The organism is Acidisoma silvae (assembly GCF_020618775.1).
Classification (GTDB): Bacteria; Pseudomonadota; Alphaproteobacteria; order Acetobacterales; family Acetobacteraceae; genus Acidisoma; species Acidisoma silvae.
Map to the genome: position 1 here is coordinate 26,674 of NZ_JAESVB010000025.1, position 14,455 is coordinate 41,128.

A 14,455-nucleotide genomic window follows, 5' to 3' on the forward strand; every position below is an offset into this window, starting at 1 on the left:
AGACAGATCAAACGCGCGGCGGTTTGTCATGCACCTGCGACCGCAAATCGGGTCGCCGCTGATGGACGGTGAACAAATAGAGTTTGGCAAAACGGTGTCCCTGAAGCCGACCCTCGGATCGGCGCGCGATCAGTCGTATATTTATGGTCTGGATTTTCTGCGCTTCTTGGCAGCTTCGCTCGTCGCGCTTTTTCACCTGACCTGGCTTGAGCCAACCACCGCTAAGCTCGCTTGGTTTGGGTGGATTGGGGTCCAGATCTTCTTCGTCATTTCGGGCTTCGTCATCTCACAATCGGCCCAGACGTCAAGTGTGTTAGCCTTCGCGATCTCGCGCTTTCTTCGCCTCTACCCTGCGGCCTGGATATGTGCCCTCATTAGCTTGGTGGCTCTTCTTTGCAGAGGCAATATGATGGCTGCAGCACCATCATTGCTGCTGCAATTTTTCCGCTCGCTCGTCCTTTATCCGACAGGCCCGTTCCTCGCCACGGCCTATTGGACATTGCCGGTTGAAATCACGTTCTATGGGCTAATCGCAATTGTGCTCTACAGACATGCGTTCCGCCATATCGAAGCCATCGCGCTCGTGATGGCCATTTTTAGCGGACTATATCTCGCTTTCCTGGGCCTATATTATCTCGGTGCGGTCAATACATCCTGGATCGCGTTCGGCTATGGCTGGAAGAACGTGACGCTGTTGAGACACGGTGTCTATTTTTCAGGCGGCATCTTCTGCTGGCTCACATCAGAAAAAAAATTGACGTGGCAAGGTATCATAGGTCTAGCGATTGTCGCTATTGCAGCACCTATTGAAATAATCTGCCGCACGGCAGAACTTGTGCCATTGATGCCGGTTTCAATGAAACTTTCTTCGGTCAGTTGGGTGCCGCTCGTCATTTGGATCGCCGCGGTCGTATTTATTCTGGCGGCTGCGCGTTGGCGTGCCGAGGTGAATGCACTCCCGAGTTCGGTTTTGCGTGCCATCCGACTTCTGGGCCTGACGACCTATCCCTTTTATCTTGTCCACGAAGTGGTGGGGCACGCGGCACGTCACGTATTCCTGGCGCGAGGAGGCTCTACTTTGATCAGTGCGGTTGGTGGTGTGCTGGTCTCAGCGTTCGTCGCCTTCTTGATCGCTTATCAGGCCGAGCCCAGGCTGCGCCGCTTGCTGCGGGCGTGGATAAAGTCGCTTGAGCAAGGCAGGAAGCGCTTGGCTTGACCTAGCCTATTTAAAATTAGCGGTGAAATAGAAGGCAGTATAAATGTCAGCGTCAGGGACTCCAGTAGCCACGCCCGACAGCGGGGCGGTGACTGAGGGCGGATTAATCACTGTGACCGGCAATGTATTGACGAACGATACTGACCCGGCCGGCTTGCCGTTGGCTGTGGTGGATGTCGGCACAACCGCTGTTACCAATACGACGACTGTCACCGGCACCTACGGTACTTTGGTCATTCAGCCCGACGGGACCTACACCTATACGCTTGCCAGCCAGCAGGCCAATGTATTGGCGCTCAGCAAAGGGCAGCAGGTTACCGACGTCTTTAACTATACGATCTCGGACGGGACTACTTACACGCAGACCGTCACCCAGCAACAGCAGAATCTAATCACGCAGTCGGAAGCGTTCGACAATGCGATCTGGACGAAATTTGCTACTTCGGGTGCCGGGCCGAGCGTCACGGCCAATGTGGACTCCGGGCCTTCCGGTGGGGCGGCAACGGCTGACAAGGTCGCGTTTACGAATGCAGGGTCGGGGCTCTATACGACCACCGGAGTGAGCGGCCAATATACCTTCAGTGTCTACGTCAAGCTTGTTAGTGGCAGCGGCGCTTTCAGTTTCAACTATTGGGACGCCTCCACCAATGCCGATAATATGGTGGCAGCAACGGCTACCGCCGCTTGGACCCGATTGAGCTGGACATTTACCGGTGACGGTAATGCCAATTCCAATGTTGCGCTGATGTTGTCGGCAGCCCAGGCAACGGGCGGTGTGCTGGAATTCTGGGGTGCTCAAATCAACGCGGGTGCAACCGCTACGACCTATGTCGCGACGACCGGCACGGCTGTAAATACCACTACGACGGTGACGATGCCGGTTGTCATCAGCTCTAATTTGACTGTGACAGTCACGGGGAACGGATCAAATACGCCGCCTACCGCCGTCGCTGACACCGCAGCGGTTGCCGAAGGGGGAACGGTCACTGCTGCGGGTAATGTTCTGACAAATGATTCCGATCCCGCAGGCAAAACGCTGAGCGTCACGAGCGTCAATGGCACGACTGTCAGCGGAGCCACGACGATTGTCGGCACGTATGGCACTTTAACTATTCAGCCAAACGGTAATTACACTTACACATTGGCCAGTGCGCAAGCTAACGTCATGGCGTTGGCGAGCGGCCAAACTGTGGCGGACGCTTTTTCATACGTGGTGTCTGATGGCACCAACTATACGGTGACGACCACGCAAACTCAACAGAATCTCATTATACAATCGGAGGCATTTGACAGCGCGATTTGGGTGAAATTTGTGACGTCTGGCGCAGGCCCAGTTGTGACGGCCAATATCGACACTGGGCCCACTGGCGGTGCGGCGACGGCCGACAGCGTGGCTTTGTCGACAGCAGGATCCGGTCTCTATACCACGACCGGGGTAAGCGGCCAGTATACGTTTAGTGTCTATGTAAAGTCGGTCAGCGGCAGTACTGCTTTCAGTTTCAATTATTGGGCTGCCTCTACTAACACCGATCATCTAATGAACGGCAATGCGACCTCCAGCTGGACCCGCCTGAGTTGGACGTTCACTGGCGACGGCAACGCGAGTTCAAATATCGCTCTGATGCTTGCGAATACGCAAACGGCGATGGCTACTCTAGAATTTTGGGGTGCACAACTCAATGCCGGCGCCACAGCGCTCACCTATGTCGCTACAACCGGAACTGCCATCAATACGACGGCGACCGTCACGACGCCTGTCGTCGTTACCGCAAACCTTACGGTCAATGTCACCGGCAATGGAGCATATACGCCGCCAACCGCCGTCGCTGATACGACGGCCATAACCGAGGGTGCCACATCGGCGGTGACCGGCAATGTACTCACCAACGACACAGGAAAGACGCTGACGGTCACCAGCGTCAATGGCACGGCGATTAGTGGCACGACGACGATCATAGGCACTTACGGCACCTTGGTGATCCAGGCTAACGGGGCCTTTTCGTATACGCTCGGAAATAGCCAGCCGAATGTCCTGGCTTTGGTCAATGGGCAGACTGAGCTTGATGTCTTCTCTTACGCGATTTCGGACGGCACAACCTCCACCCAGACTGTGTCGGTGGTTCAGCAGAACCTGATCACGCAGTCGGAAGCCTTCGACAATGCGATCTGGACGAAAGTCACGGAGGTCGGCATTCCGCCGATGATCGTGCAAGCCAATGTCGGCGCCGGACCGAATGGCGGCACGGCTACCGCCGATCAGGTGAATATCGACGGGCCAGGTGCCATTCTCTCGGTTCTCGCTGCCGTGTCGGGTCAGTATACATTCAGCGTGTGGGTCAGGTTGGTCCAGGGGGCTGGCGATTTTTCCCTCACGTATTTCAGCGCGGCCGCGGGCAACTCGGTGACGACAGCCTTCCTCGCAAGTTCTCTTTGGCAACGTTTCTCTATCGTCTTTTCCGGTGATGGGAGTTCAGCATCCTATCTGGCCATCATGCATGCCCTCAACCAGACAGATAGCGGCGTTTTTCAACTTTGGGGGGCGCAGCTCAACAGCGGATCAATACCGCTGACCTATGTCGCCACCACCGGGACAGCAGTCAATACCACAGCTTCGGTTAGTTCACCGATTAGCAACAGCCTGGCCGTGACGGTGATGGGTTCGACGCCGGTCGCTAATCAGGATACAGCTGCTGTTGCTGTCGGGGGCACGACAACGGCCACCGGCAATCTGCTGTCGAATGATATCAGCCCAGCCGGCACAAGCCTCTCGGTCGCGAGTGTCAACGGTATTGCCATCACCGGGACCACAACCGTCACCGGCCTCTATGGTACCTTGGTCGTCCAGGCTAACGGCAACTACACCTACACCATGAACGCCGGGCTTCCTTTGACCGCCGATCTGCTGGGCGGTGAAATAGAGCAAGATACCTTTGCTTACAGCGTCACCGACGGCATTTCCTATAATCAGCCTGGTCCAACGATCGATGAAAATCTCATTATCCAGTCGGAGGCCTTTAATGTCTCGCCTTGGACGAAGTTTGGAACATCGCCGACTGTCACGGCCAATGTTGCTGCCGGCCCATCAGGTGGAGCGGCGACAGCCGATCAGGTCAAAATCACGGCGGCAAATTCTGGACTGTACTATGCGACGAACGTATCCGGCGAATACACATTTAGTGTTTGGGTGAAGCTGATCAGCGGATCGGGTACATTCAGTTTCAACTACTATGAGGGTTCGGCCAAGGTGGACTATTTACAGACGGCGACCGCTACATCGAGCTGGGTCCGCGTCAGTTTCACTTTTATGGGTGATGGCAATGCGAATTCTAATGTCGCTTTGATGCATAGCAGCGCGCAAACGACGACGGGGACGTTTGACTTCTATGGCGCGCAGCTTAACCCCGGTGGCACGGCCGACGACTATATTGCGACGAATGGCACGGCCGTCAGCGCCAATGACTATGCGACCGGGGCCGCCACCTTCGGTTCCACGCTCGCCGTCAGCGTTATGGGGACGGATGCTGGCAGGTCGGCTCCCTCTCTCAATTTGCAAAACAATTCGCAGGGCGTGGTGGTCAATCTTGCCACTGACCAATGGTCTCAGGCGCTAACGGTCATGCCCTTTGGCGATTCAATCACCCATGGCTGGACGGCAAATGACTGGATGGTGCAGGGAAGCACGACTGACCAGGGATATCGCGGCCCATTGTGGCAGTCCTTCCTATCTACGGGGGCTCTTATAAACTTCGTGGGCGATCAGACGGATGGTCCATTGACCTTCCTCGATCCAGACAATGCCGGCTATCCGGGCGATACCACAGCGCAGCTCCTCGTTCGGCTGCCTAGTCTTCTTGCTCAGGAAAAGCCGCAGGCCATTTTGATTTTGGCAGGAACCAACGACCTGTTGCAGGGCGTCTCGCAGACAACGATCATCGCAAACCTCACCAAAATGATCACTCTAGCTAATGCGGCGAGTCCCTCCACCCATATCTACCTTTCCGAATTACCGCCGAACACCACTGTTAGCACGGTATCGGCGCTTAACACGGCGATCGACGCCTTGGTCAAGCAGGAGAGCGCTGCCGGGTATAACGTCAGTCTTGTCAGTCAAAGCAACTTTCCGTCCTCCGACCTGATCTATGACGGCACGCACCCGACTGATGCGGGATATGCGCTCATAGCCCAGAATTTTTATACGGCGATGCTGGCGGGGCAGCCGCTCTCTGGTGGAACGCCAGGTGGCACCATTGCCACCATCTCGCCGGCTACGCTGAATGCTGTCGGTGGGTCTGGAAATGACCTTCTTATCGGCAATAGTGGAAACAATATCCTGAGCGGTGGTGCCGGCAACGACGTTTTCATTGGCGGCGGCGGGAGCGATATTTTTGTCGGCGGTCCTGGGGCCGACGAGTTCGACATCAAACCCGTCGCTGGGGCCATTACGGTGGCCGACTTCACACCATCGCAAGGTGATCTGCTGGAATGGGACAATATTCCTGGACTCACGAGCCTTGCCATTCTTAATAGTCATCTCACGCAAACCAATGGCTCATCAGTCGTGGACCTTTCATCCTTTGGCGTGAGCCTGACGGTAACCCTTGCCGGCTATGCCGGATCGCTGAGCAATAGCGTGTTTCTGACAGGAACGACAGCCACGTCCTGAGGTTGCTGGACATTCAGATATGACGTGCCGCGTTTTTTAAGTGGAGGTTGGAGCGATAACTATGGATGCGGATGAAGCATTATCAGGTGTGTATTCTCACCAGTTATCGGATGAGAAAATGTTCTATCAAGATCTGTCGTCCTTTCGGCTTCCTCCTGGATTCAGAGGACGGTCGGCCGTCATGGTACAGATTTGGTGGATTGCGCAAGCAGTTCTTGTTCATATGTCTCCGCAAATTATGTACGGTTGGAGACGATTTGTGCTTCGGCTTTTTGGAGCCAAGATTGGCAATAACGTAAGAATCCGTCCTTCGGTGCATATCACCTTCCCTTGGAAAGTTGAGGTCGGCGATGGCAGCTGGATTGGCGATGGCGTCACTCTCTATTCGTTAGGCAAAATTTATATCGGACGGAATGCCGTCGTATCTCAGGGCAGTTATCTTTGCGGAGGAAGTCACGACTATAAGGCCTCAGATTTTGCGATCCATGCGCGCCCGATTGTCGTGGCTGATGAGGCTTGGATTGCCGCCCAATCCTTCTTGGCACCTGGAGTGACGATCGGGCGGGGGGCCGTGGTGGGTGCACGCTCACTTGTACTGAAAGATGTTCCACCCGGCATGGTAGCGATGGGCCATCCGGCGAAGCTCCATGGGCCAAGACGCCGGATAGATGTGCCGTTTAATAGCGCTCTCGTTGTGGCGCGGCCGGAGTTCGCCAAATAGCCGCTTCCGGGCGGGGCTATTTCAGCGCTGTGAGCCGGATTTCGGCGCCAATGGCCGCAGTGAATCGCGCGTAATACGTTTGAGCGGGCCACTGGGGCGCATGACCCTGCGCCGCAGGCTAGCGACGCTCTGGTGGCGAAGTAATTCTGCCAGTCGCAGTGGCTCATACAGCATCGGATGGCGGTTGTAGGGAAGACTAGCGAAGCGATGCAGGGCGGCGGCCTGCGAGGGGCCGTCAATCGCGGCTTTGACAGTATCGCGGACGCTCGCCTTTTTCGTCTCCCACCACATATTCAGTTCCTGCTGCAAAGCAAGAAGTGCCGTCTTGTTGGCGTAGAGGTTATCAGCGAACTGCCTCGCCTGCTGCCAGTTGGCGAATGTAGGAATCGGATGATCGCCAAGCAGCGCTCGGTAGTAATTGTGCGTGGGCCGCCTTTCGATCAACGGGATGCAACCTAGCTCCAGGCTTTCATACAACCGCCAAGTTTCTAGGATAACGTTGCCCATCGGGCAAGGCGAAAATACCGTGTCTATCAGGATTGCGTCAAACTCCGTTTTGCTGAGTTTGTGGCCCCTGTCGTCACTAATGGACGAGGTCTTCGTGACAAGATTGCCGCCAAAGCTTGCCATCGCCGCCATCATATCGACCCGGGACGCCTTAACTTCTCCCGTGAAAGACCAGGTATAGCGACGTTCCAAAGCAGACTTTTTGTACGGACTGCGGGACGTGCCGTTGGCGTAGCCGAATGGCAAGGTGATAATGCCGTCGCTTGTCGCAAGATAAGTGCGGAAATTCCTTAGCACCAAATCAAAGTGCCGATAGAGGGCGTTACCGTTTGAAAAATATTCGTCGCTCGCATGAAAAAGAACTAGCTTTTTGCAGCGTCTGCGACATTCGGCGAAATAGGTTTCATAGGTCGGAATCGGCTTCCAATTGCTGCTAATTACGTGGATGGTATTATCATCGAAGCAGGTGCATTCAAGGTCGGTCACCTCGCTGTCGATAAGGTTTCCGAGTATATCGCGAAGCCAGTCGACTTCGAGAAGATTGTCGGCGTGCCAAACGAGCTTCATCTTGAGTTCCTTCCGACCAGCCACAAGGAGGTTCGGCGGCTAAGCTGCAATCAGGCAGATAAAGCGTCTATAGTTCCTTTGCGCGCCTGGCGCTTCCCAGAAGGGCTATGCCTGAACTGGCAGCAAAGGCTAGAAAATTGGGAAATTGTCGCCCTCAGAACTAAGCACAATGGCGGAATATTATTTCCATCTGTCATCGACTAAAAATTAGGAGACAGAGGATCAGGAAATTAAATATTTCCTCTCCGACAGCTTGCCACTCCATCTTTACGGCGGTGAATGTTGAAGATTTTTTTGCAATTCTTCTCACTCACGGTCGGCACACAGATTTGTCTCGCCGTAAACCAATTGGTTCTTCTGCCACTACAGCTACGAGTCTGGGGGCAGACAGAAACGGCCTATTGGTTGGTGGCCCTGGCGATTGCAAATCTATGTAGCATTAGCGATGTCGGGCTCCGCAGCATCGGCCATGCACAGTTGCTGTCGAGCGTTCACTATGGTGATTCCAGTGATGCCCGGTATTTTAAGCAAATTTGGGCACTGACCCGTGGCGTGATGCTAGGTTTTACGATTGCTGTCATCGCGGGATCTGCTTTGGTTTGCCTCACACGAGCAGAACCATTTCAAATATGGCCACTCGTTTTGATTGTGACTTTGTCACTTGATACGCTCCTTATCGTTCGTGGTTCTTGGCTTGATACGCTGGGAAATTTTCGCCCCGTTGAAGGTCTGTTTTTTGGAATGGTGGCGTTCCGCAATATCTTTTCGGTCCTCGCATTGCTTGTCTTCCACGCCGGGCCGGCGGTCTTGACTTATGTGATGCTTGGAACGGGCATTGGCGCTGTCGTAGCTCAAGCCAGCATATTGAAGGAGCCAAAGTCGCTTGGCCTTCTCGTGTCAGGTTGGCGTGCGGTCGGCTGGCACATCGGTGGCGTCATTCCCTTTGCCGTTACGGATCCGGCCGCCGGTTGGATAAGGTTTAGCCTGCCGGTGATGATTTTGGCGACGATGGCAAGCCCTGTTAATCTCACCACTTTTGTGGCAATGCGGGCGTTGTTCAGCCTAGGTCGCCAAGTCATTGCACAGTTGAGCCGCTTTGCCTCCATTCGATACGCAGAGCAGATTTCCCATGACACCGATCAGGCGGAAGCCGTCATGGGTGGCTTTATTTTGCTCGCGACCCTAGCGGCGAGTGCCGTGGCCTGTGCTATTATTGGCGATCACGGTCGTTTGCTCGCATTGTGGCTTAATGGCGTAGATCCCGCGCTGGAACCTTGGATTGCTCTTTCCTTCGCGGTGGGGGCTGCCGGCAATTCGTTCCAGGTAATTTCGGCAACTCAAATGCGGACCGGACAAATCGTGAGGGTTGCTCTTTGTCAATACATCTACATCGCCGCTAGCCTTGTCGCAGCTGCGATTGGTTATTGGTGCCGCTCAGTATTGTTGTATCTCGCTTTGCTGGCGGCGCAGGAAGTGTTGATTGGGATTGTTTTTATGTCATGCCTCCGTGGGCGCCTCTTATGGCTCAATGCTGGGGCTTTTCTGGTCGCACTTTCTGCCACGGTGCTGTTTTGGCTGGCGGCTAATTTTGGCCTCGGCGAGATTTTTCGGGAACGAACATTTGCTGCTGCGCTCGATTGCACAGTGCTTGGAGGCACCTGCATCCTCGTCGTCATCCTGGCGTATGTGGGGATTTACGATGTAGTATTTGGCCTGCCGCGGCTTCGGCATAGACGGCTGTAGAGGGTAGCGGACGTGGCAATGACGCGAATGACCTCAACATTTTTTGCAATCACGCTGTGCGCCTTGCCGGCGATGGTCAGGGCTCAGCCAGCCGGCTATAATCTGGTCTTTCAAGATGAATTTGACAGGCTTTCGCTGCGGTCGGGCGGCCCGACGGTAGAAGGCTTTCACAAAGGGCAGGGCGTGTGGACGCCGGAAAACGAAGAGGGGTTCGGTTACGAGTGGTTCGTGACCGAAAATCCGGCGACATTTAGCCCGTTTTCAATTGACCGATCAGTTCTTACTATTAGTGCCGGGCCAATGCCTTCGGCCTCAGTCTCGGTCTATCCACAGGAAACGCGCGGTAAGCCGACGCATTTCGGCGGAGCGATTTCAACCTTCGACAGTTTCTCGATAGCACCCCCTTTTTATGTGGAGGCGCGGATGAAGCTTTCGGATAATCCGGCGGCGTGGGCGGCGTTCTGGACACTTGGGATTGACAAGGGCATTGGGCCGCCAAGCAATCGCTATGTGAAGCAGTGGGAAGACGACGTGATCGAAAGCTTCGGGAGCACCGAGACGTATTTCGCCTCTATTCACTGGAATAATCGCGAAAGTAGCCCGAGCTTTACGGCACCGTATTTGCAGCGGACTGTGGGGATCGGGACGACGCTGGATCTTGCGCACAGCTTTAACCGTTACGGGTCCATGGTGACGAAGACAGAGACCATTTGGTATTTTAATGATCGCGAAGTTGCAAGAATGGCGCACCCGTTAGGGTCTAACGCCAACCAACCTCAATTCATCATTCTCGATTTGGCTTATGGCTTTCCTTGGGAAAAGCAGGCGCATTATCCTGAGCGAACGGCATCGATCGCTATCGACTATGTGCGTGTTTATGCCCCGCCAAAGCAATGAGCACCCCGCCAATGAGCACCGCCTATCGTAAGGAGCCAGCCAGCGGTGAATAACTTAGACCTCTCTGCCGCGATCACTTCGGCTACCCGACGTAAGGGAAATGTGATGATTTCCTTTGGCATTATTGGTTTGTCTGCAATATATCTCCAGAAACTTGGCCTTACATCAAGTAACGGTAGCAATATCGGAATTGATGCATTCATCCTTCTGGGAGCCTTGTTATGGCTTTTTCTCAATGGGCGGGCGGTGATTCAACCGGCCCGCGCACTTCTACTTGTTGCGCTTCTCTTTAGCGTTGCCTTCGCCTTGGTGGGCGAAGCCTTTGCGGGGGCAGCGATCGGAAGCTTGCCAGCGGTCTTTATCTTTCTTCTGATCTATACCACTCTGATATTTCAGGTTGATGTGAGTCGTAAACTCGCGTTGCGCTGCTTCAATATCTTTCAGCGGGGCATGCTAGCCATAGCGGTTGTTATCATCGCGCAGCAGGCCATGCAATTTTCCATCGGCAACCGATATTGGCCAAATCTGGACAGCATTCTTCCGTCGGGACTGCTCATACATGGCTATGCATATTTGCGCCCCTATAGCTGGAATTCGCCTTTTCTTACACCTAATGGCGTGTTTTTTCTGGAACCGTCCATCGCTTCCGAATATCTCGCCATTGCCTTCACCGCCGAACTCATCTGGTTCCGTAAGACATGGCGTCTGGCAATTCTTGCTGGAGGGCTTGTCGCTGGTATGGCGGGCACGGGCCTTGCCGTGATCGCACTGGTTTCCCCCGTCCTTCTGTTCAAGCTCGATCGCAAACTGCTAAAATTGGCGAGCTGCATAGGACTGCCATTATTGGTTGTTGCTGGGTTGAACGGTGCCTTCTCGCATCTTTTGGATCGGTCGACAGAGCTATCATCGAGTAATTCGAGCGGATATGCGCGACTTGTCATCCCATTCGACGAAACGTGGTCGCTGATCGCTAACCCGTCCTTTCTTCTGGTCGGTGATGGGCCTGGCACATCTCCCAAGGGCGACAACCAGGTACAGTGGCCAGCGAATAAATTGATCTATGAATATGGATTGGTGACGGCTGTCATCTTCCATATCTTTCTTCTTTGGTCTGTTCTCGGGTCTCCAGCCAGTCGCACAATGGCCTTAGTGGTCCTTATACCGCATTTATTTTTTGGAGGGGGCATCGTCGCGCATAGCAGCGTCATGACGCTGGTTTTGTTCGGCTCTCTCATTCGCATCGTGCCGTCACGATCAGACAAAGTGGCAGACGCGGCGCTGTGGGAGTGGCCAGAATCAAACGCGTCTCTGGAAGAAGCGGCTGTCCGCTAGTTTCAATCGCCAAGGTTCGCGATCGCGTAGTGCAAAGTGGCTAGAGACAAATTATCAGGCGCAAGGCAAGTTTTGGAAACCTTGTCCAGGAATAGGGCGTTCTGGCGTCCACAACGAATAAGCCGCGGGCACAGACGACTGTCCTTTGCTAGCGAAAATGTCTGAAAGTATTCAAAAATGTTTATTCTATGGATTGGAAAAGCTCCAACCAGTGGCGACGGGGGAGACGAAGTCTTTGATCGGAAAACCATTACGGCTTTGCGCGATCTTGGCCATATCGTCAGCACGATTTTTCCAAAGCGCGCGCCGCGTTGGCTAGAACTATGGAATCTAGCCCGCGGTATCCCGAACTATCGCGCGGCTTTTGCCACTGAGGCCAATCGGCGGCTGGTGCAAGAGTCGCAGTTAGGGCACGACCTTACTATTTGCTCGTGGGAACCTCTTGATGTCTTGGCTTTTGGCATGAAGGGACCGCTGGTTCTTGTCGCTCATAACATTACAAGCCAAGCGTTGCGAAAAATATTCCCACGCAATCCGCTTTTTTGGCTGCTAGCTTTCCAAGCCGGTTGGTGGGAAAAAAAGCTTTATAGTCTGCCTTATGTGACGGCGATCGCAACGCTTTCAAAAAATGACCGTGACTATTTAGTAAATCTGCCTAATGCCCGACCGGTGGTTTTGACTATTCCCGGGATGCCTCCCGTGACACTGCTGAAGCCTGAGGCAAAAGTTGTTAATGAATTAGTTTTAGCAGGAACATACGAGTGGAGACCGAAGCGCCGAGATGCTGTCAAATTCGCCAAGGATTACTTGCGCAGTAAAAGTCATTTTCCAATCTTGGGCGGAAACCTGCCAAGGCAAGCGACCGATATATTGCCCGTATCTTTGCTTCCATCTGAAGACGAATCGGCTGATGCTATACGGTTTGGCATCATCTCCGATCGTTTTGAATCCGGGCATAAGCTGAAAACCTTGGCCTATATTGCGCAAAATCAGATTGTCCTGTCTCTGTCAGAGGTGAACAATGATATAAGCGACGTCAAAGATCATTATTTCTTTGTCCGTCGCATCAAAGACGCTTCAGAGATTCTTGGACATGTCATGTCCATCAGTCGAATGGATCCCGGCATGCTTCGAGATCGTTTAGTCCGCTTTCAACTTGCCTGCGCGGAGCGCTATAATTGGGAGGCCGTTGCTATCACTCTGGTCCAAGCTGGACCGAGTGAAAAAGTTCACAAAGTGCAGATACCTGAACTAACCGATCAGAAGTCAGGACAAACGGCTTCAGGACATAAGCAATTGGCATGACCGATCATGTACAGAAAGCAGCCTCAGCTGATGACTTTTCTATAACAGCGCTCACAGCCGGAAAATTTCTCTAATGCAGTTTAAAATTATCAGCTTTGAAGTCAAACGATAAGATATCAAGAAAAAGAAAATTCAGAACAGTTACACTGCCAAAGAAGAAAATTGGGGATGCGCTTTTCGCCACTCATTCGGATAAGAAGATCGCGATCTATCATGGTTCTGGTCCAAAGGAACGGTTTGACTCGGGCTTCATCAAGGTCATTCGGCTGAATAGTTCCAGCACGCACGGCTTCGGCCATTGCACGGGCAGCGGCAACAATTTTATCTCGGCCACGATAAGACAGAGAAATTGTCAAATTCAAGCGCCGATTTGTCTCGGCCAGCCGCTCAACATAGTCAAATTCAGCCTGCAAATTTGAGCAAAGCGGCTGCGATCACCGATGGCCCTTCGCAGATACACAATGCGCGCTGACCCATGAGGTCGCTTGTGGGAACAGGATAGCAGTTGCAAAGATATTTCAAATGGATGAGTGGATTTGCAGTGAATGATTATATCGAGCAATATTTCCATGTATATTGGTATTTGGCGTTATTCCGCGACATAGATAGTGTGGAAATATAGCCAATTGACGTTGTCCCTATTATTTACATTTGATTGGAGACCGGCGGCCTTATCATCGCAACATTATATGTTAGAAGTTAGGGAGTTCATGACCCTAGCTGTGGCTTTCTTGAGGATATAGAACAATTGTGAATGAACAGGTAGCAAGGAGTCTAGCAATTGAGGAGAAAGCAAAAAAAAACCTTAGAAGGGAACAGCATCCAATGGCAGAGTCGATGGACGAGTATGGCGTCCATAATATAGCAATTGCCTGGATTGATGACTCAAAATTAAGTCAAGAAATTTATTCAATCACCGTCAAAGAGATGGATTCTGCCTACGAGATCGAAGCATTCGACTCCGTCGAAACCTGCGTCGCTCATCAGGATAGAACGTTCGACATCGTAGTATTTTACTCGCATGAGGTCGTGTTCAAAAGCTTTCAAGACATTATGAGCCTTCGAAAGTCGCTCCCAACGTCCTATCTTGTCATTGTGTCTGACGAACTAGACGTCGACTCCAAGACGATTGATGCAGCACTCACATGCGGTGTGTCAGCCTATATTTCGTCTTGCAGCAGTGACATGAAAATATTCTCAAAGACTCTTGCTTTAGTTGGAGTAGGAGGAGTGGCCGTCCCACGTGGTTATTCTGGACCGGAAGCAGTATCGGGTGATCTAACAAAAAATGAGAAAAATTTATCGGTATTTACCCGGGATTATTTACTGACAAAGCGAGAAGCAGAAATATTGGGATATCTTTGGGTAGGGGAAACCGAGCGATATGTTGCTGAGAAATTGCGAATAAATATCATGACAGTCAAAATGCACATACGAAATGTCATGAGGAAGGCCGGGGATAAAAATCCTGACAAGGGCAATTAAAAGGGGCAATGACTGTGTG

The 14,455-nt window shown here is 52.8% G+C and carries 10 protein-coding genes; 8 read left to right on the forward strand and 2 right to left on the reverse strand.

Translation table 11 applies throughout. From position 1 onward, the window contains the following. Nucleotides 1–61 precede the first annotated feature (61 nt). From ASILVAE211_RS23555 to ASILVAE211_RS23570, 3 genes are all read left to right on the forward strand, one after another. On the forward strand, nt 62–1,216 hold the full coding sequence (locus ASILVAE211_RS23555; protein ID WP_227323813.1) for an acyltransferase family protein: 1,155 nt from the start codon (nt 62–64) through the stop codon (nt 1,214–1,216). A gap of 43 nt (nt 1,217–1,259) precedes the next feature. Next, entirely contained in the window at nt 1,260–5,879 is a 4,620-nt protein-coding gene (locus ASILVAE211_RS23560; RefSeq protein WP_319799635.1) for a phage head spike fiber domain-containing protein, read from the forward strand. Nucleotides 5,880–5,940: 61 nt separating this feature from the next. After that, entirely contained in the window at nt 5,941–6,600 is a 660-nt protein-coding gene (locus ASILVAE211_RS23570; RefSeq protein WP_319799636.1) for a WcaF family extracellular polysaccharide biosynthesis acetyltransferase, read from the forward strand. A gap of 21 nt (nt 6,601–6,621) precedes the next feature. Here the strand turns inward: ASILVAE211_RS23570 and ASILVAE211_RS23575 are convergent, their stop codons facing one another. Next, complete coding sequence (locus ASILVAE211_RS23575) at nt 6,622–7,674, reverse strand: glycosyltransferase family 47 protein (protein WP_227323814.1); 1,053 nt, start codon at nt 7,672–7,674, stop codon at nt 6,622–6,624. Nucleotides 7,675–7,953: 279 nt separating this feature from the next. Here ASILVAE211_RS23575 and ASILVAE211_RS23580 point away from each other — a divergent pair, with 279 nt between their 5' ends. The 4 genes from ASILVAE211_RS23580 (at nt 7,954) to ASILVAE211_RS23595 (ending at nt 12,951) form a co-directional block, all read left to right on the forward strand. Beyond that, nucleotides 7,954–9,417 carry a hypothetical protein gene (locus ASILVAE211_RS23580; protein WP_227323815.1) on the forward strand — a complete coding sequence of 488 codons (1,464 nt, stop codon included), beginning with the start codon at nt 7,954–7,956 and terminating at the stop codon, nt 9,415–9,417. A gap of 18 nt (nt 9,418–9,435) precedes the next feature. Beyond that, a complete protein-coding gene (locus ASILVAE211_RS23585) occupies nt 9,436–10,314 on the forward strand; it encodes a glycoside hydrolase family 16 protein (RefSeq protein WP_227323816.1) in 879 nt (292 codons plus the stop codon). A 45-nt stretch (nt 10,315–10,359) separates the two neighbouring features. Beyond that, nucleotides 10,360–11,646, forward strand: coding sequence for a hypothetical protein (locus ASILVAE211_RS23590; protein ID WP_227323817.1), 1,287 nt, complete (start codon nt 10,360–10,362; stop codon nt 11,644–11,646). Between the two features lie 177 nt (nt 11,647–11,823). Continuing rightward, a complete protein-coding gene (locus ASILVAE211_RS23595) occupies nt 11,824–12,951 on the forward strand; it encodes a glycosyltransferase family protein (RefSeq protein ID WP_227323818.1) in 1,128 nt (375 codons plus the stop codon). 116 nt (nt 12,952–13,067) lie between these two features. Here ASILVAE211_RS23595 and ASILVAE211_RS23600 read toward each other — a convergent pair whose 3' ends face one another. Beyond that, the gene (locus tag ASILVAE211_RS23600) at nt 13,068–13,364 is read right to left on the reverse strand and encodes an undecaprenyl diphosphate synthase family protein (RefSeq protein WP_227323819.1); all 297 of its coding nucleotides are present in this window, start codon (nt 13,362–13,364) and stop codon (nt 13,068–13,070) included. A 337-nt stretch (nt 13,365–13,701) separates the two neighbouring features. Here ASILVAE211_RS23600 and ASILVAE211_RS26425 point away from each other — a divergent pair, with 337 nt between their 5' ends. Beyond that, a complete protein-coding gene (locus ASILVAE211_RS26425; RefSeq protein ID WP_227323820.1) occupies nt 13,702–14,436 on the forward strand; it encodes a LuxR C-terminal-related transcriptional regulator in 735 nt (244 codons plus the stop codon). Nucleotides 14,437–14,455 lie beyond the last annotated feature (19 nt).

Bases quoted from the DNA above. Each gene is read 5' to 3' on its own strand.
- ASILVAE211_RS23555 (WP_227323813.1), top strand. From the start codon at position 62: ATGGACGGTGAACAAATAGAGTTTGGCAAAACGGTGTCCCTGAAGCCG.
- ASILVAE211_RS23560 (WP_319799635.1), top strand. From the start codon at position 1,260: ATGTCAGCGTCAGGGACTCCAGTAGCCACGCCCGACAGCGGGGCGGTG.
- ASILVAE211_RS23570 (WP_319799636.1), top strand. From the start codon at position 5,941: ATGGATGCGGATGAAGCATTATCAGGTGTGTATTCTCACCAGTTATCG.
- ASILVAE211_RS23575 (WP_227323814.1), bottom strand. From the start codon at position 7,674: ATGAAGCTCGTTTGGCACGCCGACAATCTTCTCGAAGTCGACTGGCTT.
- ASILVAE211_RS23580 (WP_227323815.1), top strand. From the start codon at position 7,954: ATGTTGAAGATTTTTTTGCAATTCTTCTCACTCACGGTCGGCACACAG.
- ASILVAE211_RS23585 (WP_227323816.1), top strand. From the start codon at position 9,436: ATGACGCGAATGACCTCAACATTTTTTGCAATCACGCTGTGCGCCTTG.
- ASILVAE211_RS23595 (WP_227323818.1), top strand. From the start codon at position 11,824: ATGTTTATTCTATGGATTGGAAAAGCTCCAACCAGTGGCGACGGGGGA.